The organism is Bradyrhizobium vignae (assembly GCF_900324035.1).
Taxonomy (GTDB): domain Bacteria; phylum Pseudomonadota; class Alphaproteobacteria; order Rhizobiales; family Xanthobacteraceae; genus Bradyrhizobium; species Bradyrhizobium vignae.
The window spans coordinates 1054655-1077538 of sequence record NZ_LS398110.1; the positions used below are offsets into that span (position 1 = coordinate 1054655).

Annotated in this window: 20 protein-coding genes; 8 read left to right on the forward strand and 12 right to left on the reverse strand. The window is 65.3% G+C overall.

The features are described from left to right. Positions 1-233: 233 nt before the first annotated feature. A complete protein-coding gene (locus BRAD3257_RS05095) occupies positions 234-1994 on the reverse strand; it encodes an ABC transporter ATP-binding protein/permease (RefSeq protein ID WP_122400932.1) in 1761 nt (586 codons plus the stop codon). 292 nt (positions 1995-2286) lie between these two features. On the opposite strand from BRAD3257_RS05095, the gene BRAD3257_RS05100 reads away from it, so the two are divergent. After that, the gene (locus tag BRAD3257_RS05100) at positions 2287-3951 is read left to right on the forward strand and encodes an L-lactate permease (protein WP_122400933.1); all 1665 of its coding nucleotides are present in this window, start codon (positions 2287-2289) and stop codon (positions 3949-3951) included. 132 nt (positions 3952-4083) lie between these two features. Next, positions 4084-4482: an META domain-containing protein gene (locus BRAD3257_RS05105; RefSeq protein WP_122400934.1), complete on the forward strand. Its 399-nt coding sequence runs from the start codon at positions 4084-4086 to the stop codon at positions 4480-4482. 359 nt (positions 4483-4841) lie between these two features. Here BRAD3257_RS05105 and BRAD3257_RS05110 read toward each other — a convergent pair whose 3' ends face one another. From BRAD3257_RS05110 to BRAD3257_RS05120, 3 genes are all read right to left on the reverse strand, one after another. Next, the gene (locus BRAD3257_RS05110; protein WP_122400935.1) at positions 4842-6053 is read right to left on the reverse strand and encodes a hypothetical protein; all 1212 of its coding nucleotides are present in this window, start codon (positions 6051-6053) and stop codon (positions 4842-4844) included. Between the two features lie 201 nt (positions 6054-6254). Continuing rightward, the gene (groL, locus tag BRAD3257_RS05115) at positions 6255-7886 is read right to left on the reverse strand and encodes a chaperonin GroEL (RefSeq protein ID WP_122400936.1); all 1632 of its coding nucleotides are present in this window, start codon (positions 7884-7886) and stop codon (positions 6255-6257) included. 209 nt (positions 7887-8095) lie between these two features. Further along, on the reverse strand, positions 8096-8392 hold the full coding sequence (locus tag BRAD3257_RS05120; protein WP_025033779.1) for a co-chaperone GroES: 297 nt from the start codon (positions 8390-8392) through the stop codon (positions 8096-8098). Between the two features lie 315 nt (positions 8393-8707). Here BRAD3257_RS05120 and BRAD3257_RS05125 point away from each other — a divergent pair, with 315 nt between their 5' ends. After that, positions 8708-9229, forward strand: coding sequence for a hypothetical protein (locus BRAD3257_RS05125; RefSeq protein ID WP_162500113.1), 522 nt, complete (start codon positions 8708-8710; stop codon positions 9227-9229). Between the two features lie 152 nt (positions 9230-9381). Here the strand turns inward: BRAD3257_RS05125 and BRAD3257_RS05130 are convergent, their stop codons facing one another. Beyond that, positions 9382-10167, reverse strand: coding sequence for a protein phosphatase CheZ (locus BRAD3257_RS05130; RefSeq protein WP_162500114.1), 786 nt, complete (start codon positions 10165-10167; stop codon positions 9382-9384). Between the two features lie 315 nt (positions 10168-10482). Between BRAD3257_RS05130 and BRAD3257_RS05135 the strand changes: the two genes are divergently transcribed. Further along, positions 10483-11292, forward strand: a complete 810-nt coding sequence (locus BRAD3257_RS05135) for a L,D-transpeptidase (RefSeq protein ID WP_122400939.1) — start codon at positions 10483-10485, stop codon at positions 11290-11292. Positions 11293-11934: 642 nt separating this feature from the next. Here BRAD3257_RS05135 and BRAD3257_RS05140 read toward each other — a convergent pair. The 6 genes from BRAD3257_RS05140 to BRAD3257_RS05165 all read right to left on the reverse strand — a co-directional run bounded on the left by BRAD3257_RS05140 (position 11935) and on the right by BRAD3257_RS05165 (position 17894). Continuing rightward, the gene (locus tag BRAD3257_RS05140) at positions 11935-12762 is read right to left on the reverse strand and encodes a DUF2076 domain-containing protein (RefSeq protein WP_122406382.1); all 828 of its coding nucleotides are present in this window, start codon (positions 12760-12762) and stop codon (positions 11935-11937) included. A 127-nt stretch (positions 12763-12889) separates the two neighbouring features. Then, a complete protein-coding gene (locus BRAD3257_RS05145) occupies positions 12890-13735 on the reverse strand; it encodes a ChbG/HpnK family deacetylase (protein ID WP_122400940.1) in 846 nt (281 codons plus the stop codon). Continuing rightward, positions 13732-14787 (reverse strand): glycosyltransferase family 2 protein, encoded by a 1056-nt coding sequence (locus tag BRAD3257_RS05150; RefSeq protein WP_122400941.1) that lies wholly within the window; start codon positions 14785-14787, stop codon positions 13732-13734. The genes BRAD3257_RS05145 and BRAD3257_RS05150 overlap by 4 nt, the downstream gene beginning before the upstream one ends. Before the next feature lie 86 nt (positions 14788-14873). Further along, positions 14874-15851 carry an ATP phosphoribosyltransferase gene (gene hisG / locus BRAD3257_RS05155; RefSeq protein ID WP_122400942.1) on the reverse strand — a complete coding sequence of 326 codons (978 nt, stop codon included), beginning with the start codon at positions 15849-15851 and terminating at the stop codon, positions 14874-14876. 3 nt (positions 15852-15854) lie between these two features. After that, the gene (locus BRAD3257_RS05160; protein WP_122400943.1) at positions 15855-17006 is read right to left on the reverse strand and encodes an ATP phosphoribosyltransferase regulatory subunit; all 1152 of its coding nucleotides are present in this window, start codon (positions 17004-17006) and stop codon (positions 15855-15857) included. Between the two features lie 132 nt (positions 17007-17138). Further along, positions 17139-17894 (reverse strand): 16S rRNA (uracil(1498)-N(3))-methyltransferase, encoded by a 756-nt coding sequence (locus BRAD3257_RS05165; RefSeq protein WP_122400944.1) that lies wholly within the window; start codon positions 17892-17894, stop codon positions 17139-17141. A 211-nt stretch (positions 17895-18105) separates the two neighbouring features. On the opposite strand from BRAD3257_RS05165, the gene BRAD3257_RS05170 reads away from it, so the two are divergent. Continuing rightward, positions 18106-18768 (forward strand): hypothetical protein, encoded by a 663-nt coding sequence (locus BRAD3257_RS05170; RefSeq protein ID WP_122400945.1) that lies wholly within the window; start codon positions 18106-18108, stop codon positions 18766-18768. Then, positions 18765-19697, forward strand: a complete 933-nt coding sequence (gene ubiA / locus BRAD3257_RS05175; RefSeq protein WP_122400946.1) for a 4-hydroxybenzoate octaprenyltransferase — start codon at positions 18765-18767, stop codon at positions 19695-19697. The genes BRAD3257_RS05170 and ubiA overlap by 4 nt, the downstream gene beginning before the upstream one ends. Positions 19698-19704: 7 nt before the next feature. Here the strand turns inward: ubiA and BRAD3257_RS05180 are convergent, their stop codons facing one another. Continuing rightward, positions 19705-20223, reverse strand: coding sequence for a DUF6101 family protein (locus BRAD3257_RS05180; RefSeq protein WP_122400947.1), 519 nt, complete (start codon positions 20221-20223; stop codon positions 19705-19707). 263 nt (positions 20224-20486) lie between these two features. Here BRAD3257_RS05180 and BRAD3257_RS05185 point away from each other — a divergent pair, with 263 nt between their 5' ends. Both BRAD3257_RS05185 and BRAD3257_RS05190 read left to right on the forward strand, forming a co-directional pair. Further along, on the forward strand, positions 20487-21878 hold the full coding sequence (locus tag BRAD3257_RS05185) for a TldD/PmbA family protein (RefSeq protein WP_162500115.1): 1392 nt from the start codon (positions 20487-20489) through the stop codon (positions 21876-21878). Between the two features lie 170 nt (positions 21879-22048). Further along, a complete protein-coding gene (locus BRAD3257_RS05190) occupies positions 22049-22855 on the forward strand; it encodes a 3'(2'),5'-bisphosphate nucleotidase CysQ (RefSeq protein ID WP_122406383.1) in 807 nt (268 codons plus the stop codon). Positions 22856-22884: the final 29 nt, after the last annotated feature.

Below are 22884 nucleotides of genomic sequence, written 5' to 3' on the forward strand. Positions count from 1 at the left end.
CAGTGTGGATTTGTGGATGTGAACCGCGTCTCGTTCTCGTGGCCCGGACGCAGCGCTGCTTCAGCGGTGCTGCAGAGCCGGGGCCCATCCTTCTGGAGTGCGACTGGAGTACGACGTCTGGGCGCCGGCGCTGCGCCGCAACGCTGAAGGGCCTTGCGGCCTGTCCGGGACACGAGAGGAGGCAGCTGGACCTTCGGTGGCGCTGACTGACGGGCGCCACGTCCCTTTGCGCCTCAGGGCGCGACGGTCGGCTCCGCCTCGACCGGTTCACGGCCCCTGCCGACAACGTGGATCGCACCGTCCTTCACCAAGGCCACCTTCCGCGTGTGGAAGGCGTCGAGCGTCGAGCGGTGGCCGATCGAGACGATGGTGGCCTGCGGCAGCTTCTCCGCCAGGAGCCGGTACAGCCGGGCCTCCGACGGCTCGTCCAGCGAGGCAGTCGCCTCGTCCAGGAACAGATAGTCCGGCGCATGCAGCAGTGCGCGCGCAAGCCCCAGGCGCTGCTGCTCGCCGAGCGACAGCATCCGGTTCCAGTGACCGTCCTCGTCGAGCCGTCCGGCGAGGTCAGGCAGCCCGACCGCGATCAGCGCGTCGTGCACTTGCGCCGCGCTGAACGCGCCGGGCGCTGCCGGATAGACGACGGCATCGCGCAGCACGCCGACCGGAAAATAGGGCCGTTGCGGTAGCATCATCAGCTTTGCCTTCGCCGGAATGACAACCGTGCCGGTACCGAACGGCCAAATGCCGGCGATGGCCCGGAACAGCGTGGACTTGCCGGAGCCCGACGGTCCGGTCACCAACACGCGCTCCGGGGACTGAATCGTGAAGGCCTTGGCGGCCACCAGCGGCATGCCGTTGGGCAGGTTAACGCAGAGCTGCTCGAGATCGATATGACGGCCGCCGGCGACCTCCAAGGCGATGGCAGGCTCACGTGCCGGCAGATTCGCCGCCGATTCGACCGACATCTCGAAGCCATCGAGGCGCGCAACGATCGAGCGCCACTCCGCCAGCGACCGGTAGGCCGTGACGAAGAACGACAATGCGCCCTGAACGCTGGAGAAGGCGGATGCGGTCTGCATCATGTCGCCGAGCTGGATCTTCTTGGCGAAGAAGGCCGGCGCCACCAGCACGTAGGGAAAGATCACTGCGGCCTGCTGGTAGCTGGCCGTGAACGCGGTGAGGCGTTTGGTCCGGCTCATGATGCCGTACCAGTTGGCGATCACGAAACCGAAGCGATCGAGCAGGCGGGCGCGTTCGGCGCCTTCTCCCCTGAGCAGCGCGATCTGCTCGGAATTCTCGCGGACGCGGACCAGGTTGAAGCGGAAGTCGGCTTCGTAACGTTGCTGCTCGAAATTGAGGTTGACCAGCGGTGCGCCGATCCAGTGCGTCAGCGCGGTGCCGAAGATCGCGTAGATCAATGCGCCCCAGCACAGATAGCCTGGGATCATGAGATCGGTGCCGAACAGGCGCAGCGGCGCGGCGTTGGAAAGGCCCCAAAGGATGATCACGAAGGAGAACAGCGTCACGATCGACGAGAGCAGGCCGAGCCCGATGGTCAGGGTCTGCTCGACGAAGTTCTTGACGTCCTCGGTGATGCGCTGGTCCGGGTTGTCGGCCGCATCGCCCTTGAGCTGCATGCGGTAATGCGTGGCGCCCCCGAGCCATTCACCGAGATAATGCCGAGTGAGCCATTGCCGCCAGCGAATCTGGAGCCACTGGTTCAGGTAAAGCTTGTAGACGGCCAGCGCGATATAGGTGAACGCGAGCGCGATGAAGATCCAGATCTCCCGCACGAAGCTGTCCCAGTCACTGGTCTGGAGCGCGCTGTAGAACCGGTTCTGCCACTGGTTCACCAGCACGTCGATCGCGACCAGCGCCAGCTCCATCGCGACCACGGCGGCGAGCAGGCCGCGGCCGGCCCATTTGTCCTCGGATCGGAAATAGGGGGCTGCGATTCGCCAGACGATCGCGAGCGTGGCGCTGATGTTCTTCACAGAGCGGGGTCTCCTCGGGGGTATGCGCAACTGCCTGTAGCAACGGCAGAAACAAGCGCGCTTAGACTAAAGTCGCAAGTTGTGCAATTTGCGTTGTCCCGGCCGGCGACCCTAGCATGGACGTTGACGGCGCGGGGCGGGGGCATTCGGACTTCGCGAGCTTGTGAGCGGACGGGAACCGCTTCATTCGCGAGGAATTCGCGTCCAACTCGGGGGTTATCGCTTCCAGCGTCAAGCAGGACCGGCTCTCCACGCGGGCCGCCTGCCGCAAACAGGCGTGGGGGAGGAAGCCATGTGGAATCAAATCTACAATCCGCTGAACAATGCGGCACTGTCGACCGTCGCGGCAGCCGTTCCGGTCGTCTCGCTCCTGGTCATGATCGCGAGCGGGCGCGTGAAAGCGCACATCGCGGCCGTGATCGCCGTGATCATCACCAACCTGATCGCGATCTTGATCTTCACCATGCCGGCGGGCATGTCGATCCGCGCCTCGGCGCTCGGCATCGTCACCGGCTTCTTTCCCATCGGCTGGATCGTCCTCAACGTCATCTTCCTCTACCAGGTCACGGTGAGCACCGGGCGCTTTGAATTGCTCAAGCGCGCCATCGGCGGTGTCACCGAGGACCGGCGCCTACAGCTCTTGCTGGTCGCGTTCTCGTTCGGCGCCTTCTTCGAAGGCGCCTCGGGCTTCGGCACGCCGGTCGCGATCACTGGCGCGGTGCTGATCGGGCTCGGCTTCTCGCCGCTCGCAGCCTCCGGCCTGTCGCTGATCGCCAACACGGCGCCGGTCGCCTATGGCGCGCTGGGCACGCCAATCCAGGGACTTGCTTCCGTCACCGGGCTCGATCCCTACATCCTGGGCGCGATGGTCGGCCGGCAATTGCCGTTCTTCTCGCTGATCGTGCCGTTCTGGGTGGTCTGGGCGTTCGCGGGCTGGCGGGGCATGAAGGATGTCTGGCCGGCGATTCTCGTCACCGGCGTGTCCTTCGCGATCCCCCAGTATGTGATTTCGAACTACGTCAATCCCTGGATCGTCGACATCGGGGCGTCGCTGATCTCGATGGGCGCGCTCATCCTGTTCCTGAAAGTGTGGCAGCCGCGGCAGCTCTGGTTGTCGCCGGAGCTGCGCGGCCACGACGAATCGGCCGCGCAGATGGAAAAGGCAACGCCGCTGGACAAGACGCCGCTGACCCAGTCCGAGCTGTGGAGCGCGCTTTTGCCCTGGATCATCGTCTGTATCGTGATGCTGATCTGGGGCAACGGCGCATTCAAGACCTGGGCGAACTCGGTCTTCACCTGGAACTACCCCGTTCCCGATCTGCACCAGATGATCAACAAGATGCCGCCTGTGGCCGCCAAGCCGACGCCGGAGGGCGCGGTGTTCGCGTTCACCTATCTGTCGTTCACCGGCACCGGCATGCTGATCGCGGCGATCATCTCCGGCTTGCTGATGGGGGTTGGGCCGGGACGCCTGCTGGTCGAGTACGGCCGCACGATCCGGCTGTGCGCGATCTCGCTGATCACCATTTCGGCGATGCTCGCGATCGGCACGCTCACCCGCCTCTCGGGTGTCGACGCGACGCTCGGTCTCGCCTTCGCGGCGACCGGTGTGCTCTATCCCTTCTTCGGCACGCTGCTCGGTTGGTTGGGCGTGGCGCTGACGGGATCGGATACCGCCTCGAACATCCTGTTCGGCAATTTGCAGAAGATCACCTCCGAGCAGATCGGCCTGTCGCCGGTGCTGATGGCGGCGGCGAACTCCTCCGGCGGCGTGATGGGCAAGATGATCGATGCGCAGTCGATCGTGGTCGCCTCCACCGCGACGCGGTGGTACGGCCACGAGGGCTCGATTCTGCGCTTCGTGTTCTGGCACTCGATCGTGCTGGCCTGCTTGGTCGGCGTGCTCGTGACGCTGCAGGCCTATGTCTGGCCGTTCACGGCGCTGGTCCTGAAGTAGCCGTCAGCGTCGCGCTTCGACAAATCCCCGCGAGGTTCATCCCCGCGGGGATGTTTGCGTCGGCCGCGAACCTTCTCAACGGCACGGCTGTCCTGTAGAAGGTGCCGCAAATCAGGTCGCTCGAGAGGTCTCATGGTTTCGCTTCTGCGATTGGTGTGCGCGGCGGTTGCAATGCTCGCGATGTCCACGCTCGCGCGTGCCGAGGAGGGGTTTCCCTTCGGCACCGAGATGACGCTGGAGGCGTTGCCGCAGGCAGGCTCGAAGCGGATTCCGAACATCGAGATCGGCGACAATGGGGAGGTCGTGCTGGAGCTCTGGTGCAAGGGCGGCAAGGGCCAGTTCTCGGTTGCCGGCAACACCGTGATCTTCGTCCCCACCCAGATCCAGGACCGTTCCTGTCCGCCTGCAAAGGCGCAGGCCGATGACGAGCTCGTCGCCGCACTCGGCAGCGTCGAGACCTGGAAGCGCCAGGGTGACGTCCTCATGCTCACAGGTCCCAAGCCGCTGCGCTTTCGCGTCAACGGGAATTAAAGCATGATCCGGAAAAGTGTGCAGCGGTTTTCCGAAAAGATCATGCTCAAACAATAACCTGAAGCGCGATGGTGATTCATCCTGATCCCATCGCGGTTTAGGTCTCGCTCGCGGCACTCTCATGTCCCGGACAAGGCGCATCGCCTGAAGCATGATCCGGAAAAGTGCGAAGCGGTTTTCCGGAAAGATCATGCGTAAACAACAAGCTAAAGCGCGATGACGATTCATCCAAATCTCATCGCGCTTTAGGCGATGCGACGCAGGGCCGGGACCCAGGAATTCATCCCCGACTTCGCGTGCAGCCTCTGGGAGCGGCTCTGCCGCGCTGTCGCGCTGCGTCCGGGGCACGGTAGCTCGGCCTACTTCCACACCGACTTGTCGGCATCCCAGCGCTGGCCCTTCAGCTCCTGGGCAAGCGCCTCGATCGAGCCGTTGTCGTCGGGCAGATCGCCTTCTTCGTCCGGGCTCGCGTCCTCGGACAAATTGAGCTTGGCGCCGCTGCTCTCGTCGGCGGTGGTGGTTGCGGGGCTGCCGATCCAGAGCATGAGCTTGTCGGTGGCGCCCGGCTTGTCGGGCGATACGAGCCCTGCGACCTCGATCGTGTCGGTGAGCTCGAGCGCCGGAAAATCCTGGTTCGGCCGCTTGAACACCAGCTTAAGCTTGCCGGTGGCCGGATTGAAGTTTTGCGACACCGGCTTTGCCGCGAGTGTCCTGCTCAGCACGTTCGCCACCGCGGTCGCAAGCTTGCCCTTGTTGATCTTGTCGCCCTCGCGCCAGTCGGCCGCGGGGAAGCGGATGGTGCGGTCCATCTCGGTCATGCCCGCAGTCCAGCCAGCGGCCGTGACGCCGGGCATCGCCTTGAATTTCGACAGCAGCGCGCCCGCGCGCTCGGGATCGACCGACATGTTGATGGTCTGCTCGCCCGCGCGCAGCGCATCGCAGCCGACATTGAGGCTCGCCAGCGTCACCTCGACCTCCTGGCCCTTCAGGCTCTTCAGGAAGTCGGTCGCAGCTTCGAGCTTGACCTTGACTGCGATCGCTTCCGGCGAGACGTCGGTGAAATCCTTCGGCTGCGGCGTGATGCCGTCGTCGGAGGTCTGACTGTCCAGGAATTCTCTTTCGCTGAGATCGGAATTGTCGGGCGAGGTGACCTCGGTCACCGCCTGACCGATCGCGATCTGGCCGCGGAATTCGAACGTGTCGCCGGACTGTTTGCGCGTCAGCTTGACGCTGACCGGCGACTTCTCGCCGAGGCTCTGCGTCGTTCCCGTCAGCGTCTGGCCGGCGACCTGGAGATTGACGACGAACCGGTCCTTGCGCTCGGAGTTTTTCGCGACCGGGTAACAGACGTCGAGCACCGCCGCGGTGACCGTCTTGCCCTGCCGTGTCTCCTTCAGGATCACGTCGGCATTGCCGTCCATCAGCCCGTCGATCGAGGTGAAATAGCGCGTCTCGGTTCCGCCCGGCACTGTCGACTTCGGCGACAGCTTCATCTGGGCGGAGGCCGGATGCGGCGAAACGGTGAGCAGGGCCGCCAAAACGGCTGTCGAACAAACCAGAAGCGCACGCATTGATGAGATCCTCGGGCAACGGGCATGATCCGGAAAAGTGTGAAGCGGTTTTCCGAGAGGATCATGCCCAAACGATCAGAATCGGCGCGCCACCGTAGTGGGTTTTGGCCACTGATTGAATCGGAAAGCGAGGAGGCAGGGTCGGCAAAAAAGAAGGCCGCCTGGAGGCGGCCTTCGCAATACTTTCATTGGGATGGAGGCTTAGAAGCCGCCCATGCCGCCGCCGGGGGGCATGGCGGGCGGAGCTTCCTTCTTCGGCAGCTCGGCGACCATGGCTTCGGTGGTGACCAGCAGGCCGGCCACGGAGGAGGCGTCCTGCAGCGCGGTGCGCACTACCTTGGCCGGATCGATGATGCCCTTCTCGACCATGTCGACATAGTCCTCGTTCTGGGCGTCGAAGCCGAAGGTCTCGGACTTGTTCTCCAGGATCTTGCCGACGACGATCGAGCCTTCCACGCCCGCGTTCTCGGAGATCTGGCGGATCGGGGCCTCCAGTGCCTTCAGCACGATGTTGATGCCGGCCTGGACGTCGTCATTGGCGTTGGTGAGACGGCCGACCGCCTTCTTGGCGCGGAGCAGCGCGACGCCGCCGCCTGGGACGATGCCTTCCTGCACCGCGGCGCGGGTGGCGTTGAGCGCGTCCTCGACGCGGTCCTTCTTCTCCTTGACCTCGATCTCGGTGGCGCCGCCGACGCGGATCACCGCGACGCCGCCGGCGAGCTTGGCGAGGCGCTCCTGGAGCTTCTCGCGGTCGTAGTCCGAGGTGGTCTCCTCGATCTGAGCCTTGATCTGGCCGACGCGGGCCTCGATCTCCGGCTTCTTGCCGGCGCCCTTGACGATCGTGGTGTTCTCCTTGTCGATCACCACCTTGCCCGCGCGTCCCAGCATCTTCACCGTGACGTTCTCGAGCTTGATGCCGAGCTCCTCGGAGATGAGCTGGCCGCCGGTGAGGATCGCGATGTCCTCCAGCATGGCCTTGCGGCGGTCACCGAATCCCGGCGCCTTGACGGCGGCGACCTTGAGGCCGCCACGGAGCCGGTTGACGACCAGGGTGGCCAGCGCCTCGCCCTCGACGTCCTCGGCGATGATGACGAGCGGCTTGCCCGACTGCACCACGGCTTCGAGCACCGGCAGCATGGCCTGCAGGCCCGAGAGCTTCTTCTCGTGCAGGAGGATGTAGGCGTCCTCGAGCTCGGCGGTCATCTTCTCGGCATTGGTGACGAAGTAGGGGCTGAGATAGCCGCGGTCGAACTTCATGCCCTCGACGATGTCGACCTCGGTGTCCAGCGACTTGTTCTCCTCGACGGTGATGACGCCCTCGTTGCCGACCTTCTGCATCGCCTGGGCGATCATCTTGCCGATGGCGGCATCGCCGTTGGCCGAGATGGTGCCGACCTGGGCGACCTCGGAGGAGGCGGCGACCGGTTTGGCGCGCTTTTCGATATCCTTGACGACCGCGGCAACCGCGGTGTCGATGCCGCGCTTGAGGTCCATCGGGTTCATGCCGGCGGCAACCGCCTTGGCGCCTTCGCGCACGATGGCCTGGGCCAGCACGGTCGCGGTGGTGGTGCCGTCGCCGGCGAGGTCGTTGGTCTTGGAGGCGACCTCACGCACCATCTGGGCGCCCATGTTCTCGAACTTGTCCTCGAGCTCGATCTCCTTGGCGACGGTGACGCCGTCCTTGGTGATGCGGGGCGCGCCGAAGCTCTTCTCGATGACGACGTTGCGGCCCTTCGGACCGAGCGTCACCTTGACGGCGTTGGCGAGAACGTCGACGCCGCGCAGCATGCGTTCGCGCGCGTCTCCGGAAAACTTGACGTCTTTGGCAGCCATGGTCTGCAGTCCCTCTTGTTTCGTGATGTGTCTTGTTCCGTGCGTGCGGCGCTGTCTTCGTCATTGCCGGGCTTGACCCGCCTGCGCGGCCGAAGCCGCTTCGGCGTGGCGTAGGCCCGGCAATCCATCATCTTGTGAGGAAGGATGGATGCCCGGGTCGAGCCCGGGCATGACAGCGGAGCATTCAGTGGCCGTTCAGGCGGATGGCCTTAGGCCAGCACGCCCATGATGTCCGACTCCTTCATGATCAGGAGCTCTTCATTGTCGATCTTGACCTCGGTGCCCGACCACTTGCCGAACAGCACGCGGTCGCCGACCTTGAGGTCGATCGGAATCAGCTTGCCGGTCTCGTCGCGGCCGCCGGGGCCGACGGCGACGACCTCGCCCTGCGACGGCTTTTCCTTGGCGGTGTCGGGAATGATGATGCCGCCCTTGGTCTTTTCCTCGGCGTCGATACGTTTGACCACGACACGGTCATGCAGCGGACGAAATTTGGATTTAGCCATGACGTTTCCCTTTGGAGGCTCGCTTCGGAAGTAGTGGAAGTCGGTGGGGCGGCGCTTCCGTCCACCCTCTCCTCGAGGATCGAACGGCGCGCTTAGCAATCGGGCTTTCCGAGTGCTAATAGTGGGCCCGGAAATATGGCTTGGCTGCGATCCTGTCAAGCAAAGGTGGTTAAGCGGTTGTTGAGGCGGATATAGGATGGTGGCATTGGAAACTCGTTCGGAGCGCCGGCGTATAGAAGGACGTCATTGCTCCGGCAGCGGTTTTGCGCTTGGCTGCGGGAGGGGTGCGGCCATGGTCTTGTTCGGGGGAATGCCATGATCTGTTCGGCTCACACGCGCACGGTTGCCAATCTGGCGGCCGCCTCTTGTCTGGCGCTGTTGCTGGGCGCCTGCGGCGGCGGCATGAGCCTGCCATCCTTCTCGTCGTCCTCGCCGCCGCCCGAAGCCGAGCCCGGCACAGCTCCGGAAATGCCGGCCACCATCCGCGCCGACGAGATCGTCGGTCGCTGGGGTCTCGCCTCGTTCCAGAACCCGGCCGACCGCGCTCGCACCGAGGCTGCGGCGAGAGCCCAGTGCAAGAATCCCTACGTGATCGGCGCCGGTTCATCCGGCGGCGTGATCATGCATCTGGCCGACCAGGCGACGCCGCAGGAACTGCGGCTGAAGGGCTCGCCGAGCGGCAAGAACTACATCGGACCGGCCGGTCCGACCCCCGGCGAGCAGGACCGCGAGATCGTCTCCTTCGACGGCCGCGTCCTGATCACCCGCTTCATCGACAAGGACGCCGCCACGCGCTACGGCAACATGGTCTACGTCCGCTGCGCGCCAAGGGCGTGATAGGGCTCCGGCCCAACCACTTGCGAGCGTAGCGAAGCAATCGAGAGTCTTTCCAGGGTGACAGTCTGGATTGCTTCGCTTCGCTCGCAATGACGGCAAACAAAAACGCCGGCCCTGGGCCGGCGTTTTGCTTTGTCCGTATGCGCGTCCGCTCAATCGAACAGCGCGTCGATGTCGTCTTGCGAGGCGTGGCCGACGTCGCCGGCGAGCTTCGGGCCGTTGAGGAGCTTCTCGTCGTCGCTGCGGTTGTCGACCTGCGCCGGCACATGGGCCTTGATCGCGTCGACGCCACCCCAGATATCCATCATCGCATTGATGTGCTGCTCGATGAACTTCATCGTGGTCATGACCTTGCTGATGCGCTGGCCGGTCAGGTCCTGGAAGTTGCAGGCCTCGAAGATCGAGATGACGCGCTCCTGGATATCGTCGGCGAGGCGCTTCTGCTGATCGGCCGAGTCCACCTTGGACATTGCGCTGGCGGCCTGGTCGATCGATTCCGCGGCTTCGAGGATTTGCTGGGTCGCCTGCTCGGTGCCGCCGACCACCGCGCCGAGCTCGCCATTGACCTTGGCCATTTCGCCGCCGTCGAAGCTCTTGCCGTGCAGCGTCGCGATCTCGCGCTTGGTACGATCGATGGCGTCGTGGATGAGGTCGAGCTCGACCTTCAGCTTCTCGCACTGCTCGATCTGCGCCCGGTAGGTCTCGAGCATGGTGCGGGCTTCGGCAAGCTCGTGCGCCGTGGAAGCATCGATCGCCGCTATGGCAGCGCTGCCGGACAGCGGGGCCGCGACGACGCCCTTCGCCATCTGGGCGCGGATCGCGCGCAGCTCGGCCATGATCTCGCTATGCATCGGGATTGCCTCTTCGGTGTCGTCCAGAATCGGCATCTCGCCGCTGATGATATCCTCGACGCGAAAACGCTTGCGGTGAACAGCCATCAGGTTACTCCCCCACCTCACTCACGCGTCTTTGTAGGCAGAACCGATTTAACACGAAGTTCACAGGCGGAACTGCCGATCGGCCGCGCGCGACGCTGCGCAAAGAAGCGATTAACCATGGCCGCGCTGCGTTCATCGAAAATAAACGCTGATCGCGAAATTGCGCCGCCGCTCGCGACGTGGTGAATCCAAACGCCCGATACGTTTACCAAACAAAGCGGCTTTTGCTTTTTATTGACCACGTCGAGGAGCGCGGATCAGCCACCGGCTCGCCACGACGCATGTGATCTAGACGAAACAGTACAGAGTACGTCGATGTTCAAGAAAATGTCTGTTGCGCTGCTCGGCGGCGCTTGCACCTTCGTTGCCGGCGCGGACGCCGGCGCCTTCGACAATACCGTGCCGAACGATCCGCCCGCGGTGCTCTACGCGCCGCAGGTGCCGCCGGCGCCGGTGCGCGTCGCGTCGAATTCGAATCTGGGTGGCGGCTTCATCGAGTTTCTGTTCGGCGACGGTCCCGGCCGCGGTCCAGCCTATGCGCCGCAGCAGCCGATGTATCAGCAGCAGCCGGCTTACTACGAGCAGCGCCGCCTGCCGCCGATGGGCGAGCCGCAGATGCAAGGCGCAATTCAGCAAAGCGCGCTCCAGCAGGACGCGGTCGATCCGCGGCAGCGTCCATTCGATCCGAAATTCGAGAAGCAACTCGTCGACTATAGCGGCAAGGAAAGTCCGGGCACGATCGTGGTCGATACGCCGAACAAGTTCCTCTATCTCGTCGAGGGCAACGGCCGCGCGTTGCGCTACGGTATCGGTGTAGGCCGTCCCGGCTTCACCTGGTCCGGCGTGAAGTCGATCACGGCCAAACGCGAATGGCCGGACTGGACGCCGCCGGCCGAGATGCTCGCGCGCCGGCCCGATTTGCCGCGGCACATGGAAGGCGGTCCAGAAAATCCGCTCGGCGCTCGCGCGATGTATCTCGGCTCGACCCTCTACCGCATTCACGGCTCCAACGAGCCCTGGACCATCGGCACCAACGTCTCCTCCGGTTGCATCCGCATGCGCAACGAGGATGTCATCGATCTCTACGGCCGCGTCAACGTCGGCACCAAGGTCGTGGTGATGTGAAGCGTCATGCGCTCGATGGGGCGATCAACTCCGCATGCCGCGCCGGCTCGGGATGCGCGGCATCGAAGGGGGTGCGTGCCGCCGCCGAGCGCCTGCCTGGATAGTCTATCTCTGCTGACGGTGTCCCCTCGACCCGAGACGGCGACGACAAGTTGATGAAGCCGAACGCGGTGCGCGAGCGAAGCGGCTTAGCAGCCGCACCGACAGCTCCGCCTTCCGGACGCGTTCGTGCAGTCCCTCCAACTCGTACAATTCGGTGATGAGATGGGTTGTCACGTCGCTCAAGGTTGCAATGCGCTGCTGAAGTGGACTCATGTTCAAGACCCCCGACTATAGCCAAGAGAGGCAGCCACGACGTGTGGCGGAAGCAACGTGTTCTTCCAGTTGAACACCCCATGTCCGTATTTGGAAATCCGGGAGTCTACGGCTGCACGCGTCAGCAGCGCGATTTTCAACTTCTATGGTGAAGTCATGCGCGCTGCTGACGTTCAGCTCAGTGCTATCCAGCAAGGATGTGCATTAGTCATATTATTTATATCGAACGGCTTCTCTGCGCGCGCTGGCACAGAAGGCACTTCAGCTCAGCCTCAAAAGAAACCGGCCGCCTGGAGGCGGCCGGTTTGCATCTGCAGCGCAAATTGCTCACGCGTAATCGCTGCCGCCGTCATCGCCGCTGTCGAAATCGCTGTCGTCAGCCGTGTTGAAATTGTCGTCGCGATCGTCGTCGTAATTCTGGTCGTTGTTGTCGCGGTCGTTCGACGCCTGGTCGAAGAAGCCCTGGCGGCTGTCCCGGTTGGAGCCGATGTCGTTCAGGCCCGCATCGCGTGCCAGCGAGCCGCCGGACTGATCGCTACCGCCCCAGGGGCTTCCACCTGCGCCGCCGCCACCGCGCTCCTCGATGATCGTGGTGTCGCCGAAAGCCTGCTGGTGCGGACCGCCCATCATGCCGCGGATGCTCGAGAGCAGGAGGGAGCCGCCGACGACGCCGGCCGCAGCCGCTGCGGCCGTGCCGAGGAACGAGCCGCCACCACCGACCGGCGGAGCGCCATAGCCCTGACCCGGACCCTGGCCATAGGCCTGCCCATAGGGCGGCGCGCCGTAACCTGGCTGCGTCTGCTGCATCGCCTGTCCGCTGTTCCAGACCGGCCGCGAATCGCGCGGCGGCACGTTCGGAACCGAGCCGCGCGACGGGCTCGATCCGAACAGCGTCTCGCGCATGGTATCCAGGAAGCCGCCAGACTGCGCCTGCTCGGGCCCGTGTCCCGCCTCCAGCTCCTGAATGCGGGCATTGGCGCGCTTGAGCGCTTCGTCCTGCACCAACACGGTCTGCACCAGCGCGTAGACCGCGCCGGGCGCCTTGCGCAGACCGTCGGAAATTGCGGCGGTCGCGTCAGGATCGCGCGGTGCATTCTCCAGTTTAGAAAGCCGGTCAAAAAGCTCGTCGACGAGCTGGCGTTCCTGCGGCGTCATGATCTGTCTCCTCTGCGCAGAACCAAGCGCGCAGGAGATGTAGGGTTCCATTATGGCCCCAACAGTGCCGGCCGGATTAAATTTCCGTAGGCGACAAGCTGTCGCCTGGTCCCGCTTTTCGCCCGTTTCATCCCAATGTCACGTTGCTGTCCGCCAGCAGGCGCGCGAAGGCGTCGCTCTTCAGATACGCGTGCTCGCGTTCACGCACGTCGGTCATGGGATCGAGTCCGGCGAGGACCTCATCGACGAAGCCGGGATGGCACATCACGAGGCCGCCATCGGGGAGGCCTTCCAGGAATTGCCGCATCAGCGCGCCGAAATCGGCCGCGCGCGTGAAATCATAGGCGCCGGCGAAGGCGGGATTGAAGCTCAGTCCGGCACTGGCGGCACGGCGGCGGAATTGCGCGCTGAGGATATCGAGCACCATGGCTTTCGGTGAGGCGAGCCGCTGCGCCAGCGGCAGCTCGCGGCCGCCCTGGCGCACCCAGGCGTTTGGCGCAGCCTCAGCGACTGCATCGACGAAGCCGTCGCGCACCTGCGGATAGAGCTGCACATGCTGGTGGCCGTCGACAAAATCAGGAGCGCGTCCGAACGCTTCCATGAAGGCGGCCAGTTGCGCCTTCACCTCGTTGCGGATGAATTCACGGTCGAGCCGCCGCAAAAGTCCCGCGCGCAGCAGTTTTGGAAACGGCATGAACATGTCGCCGTCGAGCGGGCGGAAGTGCATGGTGAGCGGCCGGAACGGCGCCGACAGCGTCACATGCAATCCGATCGCGCAGCGCGGGCTCTGCTTTGCACAAGCCTGCAGCGCCTCGACTTCGCCGCGCGCGATCGCCGGACCTACCATCATCACCGAAGTGGCGTTGAGGCGGCCGCGTTCGAGCAGGTCGCGGATGGCGCGGTTGACGCCCGGGCTGATGCCGTAATCGTCGGCGCAGAGCCAGATTCGCCGCGGGCTCGCGGCGGTGCTCATTCGGCTGCCGTCCTGCTCGCGGCGTCCTGATCGTCCTGGGCCTTGCCGGCCTCGAAATGCTTCGCGCTGTGCTCGGCGACGAAGTAGATCGGACGCGCCTTCAGCTCGGACAGGATTTTTCCGATATATTCGCCGACGATGCCGATCATGATGAGCTGCACGCCGCCGATCGTCATCAGGCCCACCACGAGCGAGGGATAGCCGGGGACCTGCTTGCCGGTCGTGAATACCTCCCAGAGGATCGACAGGCCGAACAGGAAGGCACCTCCGGCGAGAATGACGCCGAGCAGGCTGGCGAAGCGCAGCGGCGCCACCGAGAACGAGGTCAGGCCCTCGATCGAGAGGCCGAGCAGGCTTACGGCGTTGAAGGAGGTGATGCCATGGGCGCGCGCCGCAGGCTCGTAGTCGACACGGATCTGGCGGAAGCCGATCCAGCTGGCGAGGCCCTTGAAGAAGCGGTTGCGCTCCGGCAGCTGCCTGAGTGCGGCGACCGCGCGCGGCGACAGCAGACGGAAGTCGCCGGCGTCCTCCGGGATCTTCTGGCGGGCGCCCCAATTGATCAGCGCGTAGAAGCCGTGCACGGCGATCCGGCGCAAGAAGGGCTCGTTGTCGCGATGCGCCTTGGCAGTGTAGACGACGTCATAGCCGTCATCGATCCAGTGCCGCACCAGCTCTTCGACGAGCGCCGGCGGATGCTGGCCGTCGCCATCCATGAACATGACGGCGCCGAGCCGGGCATGGTCGAGGCCCGCCATCAGCGCGGCCTCCTTGCCGAAATTGCGCGACAAGGACACCACCTGGACGTCGATTGCGTCGGCCGGCAGCGACCGGGCGATCGGCAGCGTCGCATCCGCGCTGCCGTCATCGACATAGACGACCTCGCAGGCCAGGCGATACCGCTGCCGCAAGGTCTTGGCGAGATCGCAGATGCGCTGATGCAGTGCGGCGAGGCCGGCCGCCTCGTTGTAGACGGGAATGACGATCGACAGCCCCTTCGCTGCGGCGCTAGCTGCGGTGGTCGTCATGCCGGAAACGTCAGAGCCCAGCGTCATCGATCAAGGTTCCAGAGGCGTTTAGGTCTTCTCAACCGCATATGGTAACTGCCGTTTGCTGTCGCTACGCTGAACGGACCCGAGGCTCACCGCCCCAAGAACGCCTCGAGCCTGGCGAATAGCGGGTTCTCCCGGTCGAACACGTAGTCGAGCGAAACCACCGAGACGGTCTCGGCGCCGTGCTCGCGCAGGTAGCTCGCCAGCGCATAGAGCTGCCCGGGCGGGCAGTGCAGCGTCAGCATGCCTGACGAAGTCGGACCGCCGAACGGGGCCTCGACTCCGTATCGGCTGTGAGCCTCGCTGAGCAGGGCGGCGTCGCATTGCCGGAAGCGGGTGCGGACCTCGCGGTACTTGTTGGCCCGGGCCCGCGCTGCGATGTGATCGAGGATGACACGCGCCGTCTCTCGCGCTTGCGGCGACCAGTCGGCCTCTTTGGATGCCACCAGATTGGCCTGGCTGCGCAGGATCACGCCGTCATCGAGCACCCGCAGGCCATTGGCGGCGAGCGTCGCGCCGGTCGTGGTGATGTCGACGATCAGCTCGGCGCTGCCGGCGGCCGGCGCGCCTTCGGTCGCGCCCGCGCTTTCGACGATGCGATAATCGGTGATGCCCTGACTCTGGAAGAAGGCACGCGTGAGGTTGACGAACTTGGTTGCCACCCGCATCCGCATGTGATGCTGCTCGCGGAAGCCGGTGGTGACGTCGTCGAGGTCGGCCATGGTGCGCACGTCGATCCAGGCCTGCGGCACCGCGACGACGACATCGGCATAGCCGAAGCCGAGCCCTTCGATCAGCGACACGCGCTTGTCGGCATCGGCGATGGTCTCGCGCACCAGGTCTTCGCCGGTGACGCCGAGATGCGCAAAGCCGCGCGACAGCTGCGAGGCGATCTCGCTCGCCGAGAGATAGGCAACCTCGACATTGTCCAGCCCTGCGATGGTGCCGCGATAATCGCGGGCGCCGCCGGCCTTCGACAGCTTGAGCCCGGCGCGGGCGAAGAAGGCTTCAGTGTTTTCCTGCAGGCGGCCCTTGGAGGGAACGGCCAGAACGAACGGCGCGCTCATGTCTTAAGCTCCCACCTTGCGGCCGATCCGGTTCAGCGCATCCACCCAGACCGAGAAACCGACGGCGGGAATCGGCGCGGCCGAGCCGAGCTGGGTCATCAGTCTGTCATAGCGCCCACCGGCAACCAGCGGCTCGGCGCCGTTGCCCCTGTGATGCAGCTCGAATTCGAATCCGGTGTAATAATCGAGCCCGCGTCCGAATGCGGTCGAGAAGCGCGTCTGCTTCACGTCGATGCCGCGCGCGGCCATGAAGCCGACCCGGCTCTCGAATTGATCGATCGCCGAGGCGAGATCGAGCTTTGCATCAAGCGTGAGCGCGCGCAGCTCGGCGATGGCATCGTCGGGATTGCCTGATATCGACAGGAAGCGCTTGAGCACGGTGATCGCCTCGCGCGGCAGCGCGCCGCCCTTCAGCGTCGATTGCTCGAGGAAGCGGTCGGCGATCTCGGCCGTGGTGCGCCCGCCGACATGGGTGGTGCCGGCGATCGACATCAGATCAGTGACGAAGGCGAGCGCCGCCTTGCGGTCGGAGCCGGCGAGAGCGGCCAGCACGCCCTCATATTCGCTGCGCGTCGCGGTGGCTGCGGCTGCCAATCGCTCCAGATCCTTCTCCAGGCTGATCTTGCGGTTGAAATCCTTCACCAGGCGGCGCCGCCAGACCGGATAGAGGTTGAGGGCGTCCAGCAGAGCATTGAACAGCGCGACGTCGCCGGTGCGGATCTCGACATCGCGGACGCCGAAAGCGGCGGTCGCCTCCAGCGCCAGTGACAGCATCTCGGCATCGGCCGCGGCGCGGTCCTGACGGCCGAATGATTCGATGCCGGCCTGAAGGAACTCGCTGGCCTGACCGCTGCGGTAGCGGAAGACCGGACCGAGATAGCTGAATCCGGCCGGCTGGCCGGCGCGCCCCGAGGCCAGATAGTCGCGTGCCACCGGAATGGTCAGGTCCGGGCGCAGGCAGAGCTCATCGCCGGACAGGTCGGTGGTGAGGTACAGGCTCTTGCGGATGTCCTCGCCGGAGAGGTCCAGGAACGGCTCGGCCGGTTGCAGGATCGCGGGCTCGGCCCTGACATAGCCGGCCTGCGCGAACGACAAGAGCAGCGTATCCGCCCAGGCGGCGGAGCCGGCAGCATTTGAGGTGGCAGTCGCGGTCATCACAGGGGTCCATCGTCCCGGTGGAACCGGGTAGCCAAGGGAGAGACGGGAATTGGCGCAGCCCTTAGCATGGCCCGACAGCGGTTTCGACCTCCAAAGGATCAATCGCTTAACGGTCGGGCAAAGCCGGGATCAGGTGGGCTTGCCCCAATCACCCAGCACCGTCTGGACCAGCGCCAGGGCCGCCACAGCGGCCGTATCGGCCCGCATGATCCGCGGGCCGAGCGCCAGCCGCAGGGTCCTGGGCTGCCGCAGCAGCAGCGTACGCTCCTCCTCGGCGAAGCCGCCTTCGGGGCCGATCAGCACGTCGATACCTTGAGCGGCCTCGCCGCGGGCGTTTTGCAGGCTCCGAGCGGGGTCTTGGACCTCCGCCGCCTCGTCGCAGAAGATCAGCAACCGGCCCGCGACGCGCTGGCTCAAAAAGCGCTCCAGCGGCATCGGCTCGGCAACTGCGGCGATGCTGAGGATGCCGCATTGCTCGGCCGCCTCGACGACATTGGCGCGCATCCGCTCGGTGTTGACCCGCGAGGCCTGGGTGAACCGGGTCAGGACCGGCTGCAGGGCGGAGGCGCCCATTTCGATAGCCTTCTGCACCATGTAATCCAGCCGGGCATGCTTGAGCGGGGCGAACACGTAAGTGAGGTCGGGTAGTCGGTCCTGGGGCCGCGTCTGCTGGAGGATGACGAGGGCATCCGGCCGCTTGCGGCCTTCGATGGCGGCCTGCCACTCGCCATCGCGACCGTTGAAGGCCAGGACCTCGGCCCCGGCGGCCAGCCGCAGCACGTTGCCCAGATAATTGCTCTGGTCGCGGTCGAGCGGCACCCTGGCGTCCTGGGCGAGGGGGGCGTCAACGAACAGGCGAGGGGCGCGAAAATCGTGAGAGGGCATCGTTCAAGGGTCCGATTTGCCGCCGTTCTTAACCGAAACCAGTACTTTTGGGGGTAAATATCGCCGAATTGGTGCGTCTCCGCGCCGCGCTCTTGCCCTATTCGATGGGTTGTTAAGGGCCGGCGGGAATCGTAAAAACGCGAACACGCTGGTTGCGCTTCGATTGGGAAGACGCCGAACCCCGTAAGCTCCTGCCGGAGAGACTGCCTTGATGATCCGTCATCTGATGGTTCCGATCACTGCCGCCATGGTCGCCATGGGTGCCGCGGGCGCCTATGCGCAAAACGCCTTCCCGGCGCCGCTGCCGAACCAGGCCGCGAGCAGCTCGGCGTTTCCGCCCGTGAACGGCTCGGCGCCCGTCGCTTCCGTCGGCACGGCGCCGCAATCGTCCTTTCCCGTGAACGGCGCCGCGCCGATCGGCGGCGGTGGCGCTTTCAGCGCCGCTCCGCCGACGCAAGCCGGTCCCGGCGAGGACTGCATGAAGGCCTTCATTCCGCTGCGCGAAGAGGCCGAGAAGCGCGGCAAGCTGATCAAGGCGGCGAGCGACCGTCATGCACCGCCGGACGAAGCCTGTAAGCTGATCCGCAATTTCAGCCAGGCTGAGACCAAGATGATCAAGTACATCGAGACCCACGCCGCCAAATGCGGAATCCCGCCGCAGGTCGGCGCGCAAATGAAGGACGGCCACAAGAACACCGAGGCGATGGCGACGAAGGTCTGCAACGTTGCGCAGCAGATGCAGAACCAGCCGCGCGGTCCGGCAGGTCCCTCGCTGAGCGAGGTGCTGGGTTCGGGCTCGGCGCCTGAGGCCAATGCCGGCAAGAAGGGTGGCAGCACCTTCGATACGCTCAACGGCAACGTCCTGACCCGATGAGCGACTCATCCGCCCGCGTTGCCGATTCCACGGGCAACTGGGTCGATACGCTCGCGCCGCTCTGGGCGCGACCCTATTTGCGCCTGTCCCGCTTCGACCGTCCGATCGGCTCCTGGCTTCTCTTGATGCCATGTTGGTGGTCGGCGGCGCTCGCCGCCGGCATGGCGCACGATATCCGCGGTCTGCCGCTCACCATCGTCCTGTTTTTCATCGGCGCTTTCGTCATGCGCGGTGCGGGCTGCACCTGGAACGACATCACCGACCGCGATCTCGACGACAAGGTCGAGCGCACGCGCTCGCGGCCGCTGCCGTCGGGGCAGGTGACCACGAAGCAGGCGCTGGTCTTCATGGTTGCACAGGCGCTGATCGGTCTCGTGGTGCTCCTGCAATTCAACCGCTTCGCGATTGCGACCGGCATCGCCTCGCTCGTGATCGTCGCGATCTATCCCTTCATGAAGCGCATCACCTGGTGGCCGCAGACCGTGCTCGGGCTTGCCTTCTCCTGGGGCGCCTTGATGGGATTTGCCGTCACCTTCGGACGCATCGACGTCACCGCGCTCGTGCTCTATGCCGGCGCGATTACGTGGGTGATCGGCTATGACACGATCTACGCGCATCAGGACGCCGAGGACGACGCTCTGATCGGCATCAAGTCGACCGCGCGCCTGTTCGGCACGCATACGCGCCAGGCGCTGGTCCTGTTCTACGGGCTCGCGGTGATGCTGATCGGCATTGCACTGGCGTCCGGCGATGCGCGCTGGCCGGCCTGGCTCGGGCTGATCGCCTTCAGCGCGCATCTGGCGTCACAGATCGTGCGCCTCAGGATTGACGATCCTGAACTCTGCCTGCGCCTGTTCAAGTCGAACCGCGATGCCGGCTTGCTGCTGTTTGCGGGATTGCTCGCGGACGCGGCGATGAAGGCAGCGTAGTCGCCGCTTAGTTCCGCGCAATAATCTCGCGCTCGTCCCGATGAACGGGCAGCTCGCTCGCCATGCCGGTGCGGCGCCGCATCAAGAACTTCGGGCGGCGGGTGCGGATCGCGTTGGCGCGGCGGCGGCGCGGCGCGGGCTTGCGGGCACCCTCGTCGAGCTGCGGCAGCGCGAAGATCTCGCTCCAGATTGTCCAGGCTTGCGCGATCTCGTCGGCATCGGCGCCGACCAGCAGCGGAATGGATAGCGAGGGATCGCGATGCACGAGGACGAGCGTCTGCGCTTCGTCCTTGCCGCGCAACGCGACGCCGGTGAAGTCGGCAACGCGGACGTTGATCGCCATCTGCATGCCGCGGACGGCACGGCGCAGCACGACGCGCTCGCGATGAAGCTCGATCTGCCTGACATGTCCGTCGGCGCGCGGATCATGCGCATCGAAGCGGACCGGAAGGGAAAGAGGGTCGAGCCGCAAGGAGCGGCTCGACCCGGCGGGGTTGGCCCCGCATGTTGCTGTTTGACGCCTCACGGCTTCGTTCTCCCCGCCGGGATTATGTTCCCGGTCGATGCGAAGACCTTAGCGCGCGCCTGTCCGAAACCGCTTAAAAAGGCTGGTTAACCCACCGTCACTTGCTCCTCATGATTGACAAGACCTTGGCGCGCATGATTGACGAGACGTTGCGCGAGAGCTGCGAATTTGAGCTTTTGCGGGCTGAAAATGCTTGAAGTCCGCGCTATCAGGGCACATCTGTGGGTTCCGGTCCCGAACCCCGCCCCAACAGGATTTCGTTCGTGAACTCTTCACCAAGCTCGACGCTTTCGACTCCAGCCAATCGCGATTTGTTCGATCAGTCCGCGCTCTCCGATCTCGCGCAGCGGCTGGTCGAGGCGGCCAGGCGCGCCGGCGCGGATGCGGCCGACGCGGTCGCGGTGCGCGGCGTCTCGCAGGGTGTCGAGGTGCGCGACGGTCGTGTCGAGGAATCCGAGCGGTCCGAGGGCGACGATGTCGGCCTGCGCGTGCTGGTCGGCCAGCGCCAGGCGGTGGTTTCGACCAACGATGTCAGCGGCGATGCCGTCACCAAGCTCGCCGAACGCGCGGTGGCGATGGCGCGTGTCGCGCCCGACGACAAATATGTCGGCCTGGCCGATCCTGCGTTGCTCGCGCGCGACTTCCCCGATCTCGACCTGCTCGATCCCGATGTGCCCACGACGGCCGAGCTCGAGCGCCGCGCGCTCGCGGCCGAAGCTGCCGCGCTCGGCGTGAAGGGCGTGAGCAAGTCCGGCGGCGCTTCGGCGTCTGCCGGCATCGGCGGCATGGTGCTCGTCACCTCGACCGGTTTCCACGGCTCCTACCTCCGTTCCAGCCAGGGCATCTCCGCGACCGCCATATCGGGCGAAGGCACCAGCATGGAGCGCGACTACGACTTCACCTCGGCGCCACACGGCGCCGATCTGTTGTCGCCGGAAACCGTCGGCCGTTCCGCCGGCGAGCGCACCGTGGCGCGCTACAATCCGCGCAAGGTCGAGACCTGCAAGGTGCCGGTGGTGTTCGATCCGCGCGTCGCCGGCTCCCTGGTCGGCCATCTCGTCGGCGCCATAAACGGCGCCTCGATCGCGCGCAAGACCAGCTTCCTCAAGGACAAGCTCGGCCAGCAGCTCTTCGCCAAGAACATCCGCATCGTCGACGATCCCCTGCGCAAGCGCGGCCTGCGCTCACAGACGTTCGACGCCGAAGGCGTCGCGGTGCAAAGACTCGCGCTGGTCGACGAGGGCGTGCTGACGACCTGGCTGCTCGACTGCGCCACCGCACGCGAGCTCGGCCTCACCACGACCGGCCACGCCCATCGCGGCGTTTCCTCTTCGCCCTCGCCGGGGCCGTACAACCTGCATCTCGAGCCCGGCACGCCAACGCCCGCCGAGCTGATCGCCGACGTCAAGCAGGGCTTTTACGTCACCGATCTGATCGGCTCCGGCGTCAACGGCGTCACCGGTGATTACAGCCGGGGCGCCTCCGGCTTCTGGATCGAGAACGGCGAGATCACCTATCCCGTCAGCGAAGTGACGATCGCCGGGCATCTGTTCGAGATCTTCAAGTCGATGCAGCCGGCGAACAACCTCGAGTTCCGCTACGGCATCAATGCGCCGACGGTGCGCATCGAGGGTTTGACGCTTGGCGGACGCTGACCGAGCAGACGCTGCTTGGCTCACCTCTCCCATGGGGAGAGGTCGCGCCGAAGGCGCGGGTGAGGGGACCGCTCTCTCGCGGGACCTGCGCCCTCTCACGCGATTTGCTGCGCAAATCGACCTCTCCCCGATGGGGAGAGGTGGTCTTCGCATGCGGCTCGGTTGACCCGATGACGCCTGTTCTCGACAAGACCATCCTGACCCGCGATGCGGCGCTGCTGAAGGACACGGTGCGGGACGCGGGCGCGCTCGCGCAGTCGATGTTCCGCACCGAGCTGAGGAAGTGGATCAAGGGCGCGTCCTCGCCGGTGTCGGAAGCCGATATCGCGGTCAATGATCTGCTCGAAACGCGCCTGCGCGCTGCCACTCCCGACTATGGCTGGCTGTCCGAGGAGAGCGCTGACGACGCGGTGCGGCTGTCGCGGCGGCTGACTTGGATCGTCGATCCCATCGACGGCACCCGCAATTATCTCGGCGGGCACGACGAATGGTGCGTCAGCGTCGCGCTGGTGGAGGACGCCGCGCCGGTGCTGGCCGCGGTGTTCGCGCCGGCGACCGACGAGTTCTTCTTCGCGGTGCGCGGCCAGGGCACGACGCTGAACGACAAGCCGGTGCGGGCGACGGGCGGATCCGAGCTCGACTTCGCCCGCGTCGCCGGCCCGAAGCCCCTGGTCGAGCGGCTGAAGCCGTCACTCGGCGAGATCAAGCTGCACCGGCGAATCGGCTCGCTCGCGCTGCGGCTGTGCCGGGTCGCCCACGGCGCGCTGGATGCGGCTTTTGCGGGGGGCAACAGCCATGATTGGGATCTTGCCGCGGCCGATTTGATCGTGCAGGAAGCGGATGGTAGGATGAGCGACCTCTCCGGAGAACCCATCCTCTATAACCGCCGGGAAGTGGCGCACGGGGTGCTGGTGGCAGCGGGACGCGATCGTCATGCGGGCATTGTCGCGCATTTTCGCAACCGTCCCTTAGCCTAAAGCGCTTTCGTCGTGCTTCTCGAACACTG